The 865-nt window shown below is 61.0% G+C and carries 1 protein-coding gene; it reads left to right on the forward strand.

Annotation, left to right across the window (positions count from 1 at the left end; translation table 11 throughout):
- On the forward strand, positions 1-826 hold an 826-nt coding region (locus tag GCT19_RS42320; RefSeq protein ID WP_152855116.1), incomplete at its 5' end, for an IS3 family transposase.
- Positions 827-865 lie beyond the last annotated feature (39 nt).

Raw genomic sequence — 865 nt, forward strand, 5'->3', positions numbered from 1 at the left:
TTCGGTGAGCGTGAACGGCTATCGTGCCTGGAAGCGCGGCGGCACGCCCGAGCGGAAACGGTTGACCGACACGCAACTGCTTACGCTGATTCGGTCGATTCATGCCGAGGTCAAGGGCGCCTACGGCTCGCCACGCATGACCGAGGAGATTCGCGCACGCGGGTTTCCGGCCAGCAAGGCACGCGTGGAGCGTTTGATGAGCAAGAACGGTATCCGGGCACGCCACAAACGCCGCTACCGCGTCACAACTGATTCCCGGCACAAGCTGCCCGTCGCGCCGAACCTGTTGAACCGCGAGTTCGCGCCGGCTGCGCCGAATCAGGTGTTCAGTTCGGACATCACGTATATCTGGACCGACGAGGGCTGGCTGTATCTGGCGGTCGTGCTGGACCTGTTCAATCGAGAAGTCGTGGGTTGGTCCATCAAGCCGCGCATGACGGCCGACATTGTGACCGACGCGCTGACGATGGCATGGTTTCGCCGGAAGCCCGCGCCCGGCGCGCTGCACCACTCGGACCGTGGCAGTCAGTACGCGAGCCACGAATTTCAGTGCAGGCTGGCTGACTATGGCATGCGTTGCTCTATGAGCCGCAAAGGAAATTGCTGGGACAACGCGCCGACGGAGAGCTTCTTCAACAGCCTGAAAAATGAACGGGTTCATGCAGCGCGCTATCGCACGCATCGCGAAGCCGCAGCGGACTTGTTCGAATACATCGAAGTGTTTTACAACCGCAGTCGTCGTCATTCGTCGCTCGGCTTTGTGTCGCCGGCCCAGTTCATGCGAGACTGGCTCGTGGCTCAGCAGGCAACGGATGTAGCTGCATAACCCCGGGCCTCTGGAAGGCGAAAAACAGAGGGAAGGTCA

Source organism: Paraburkholderia atlantica, assembly GCF_009362785.1.
Lineage (GTDB): Bacteria > Pseudomonadota > Gammaproteobacteria > Burkholderiales > Burkholderiaceae > Paraburkholderia > Paraburkholderia atlantica.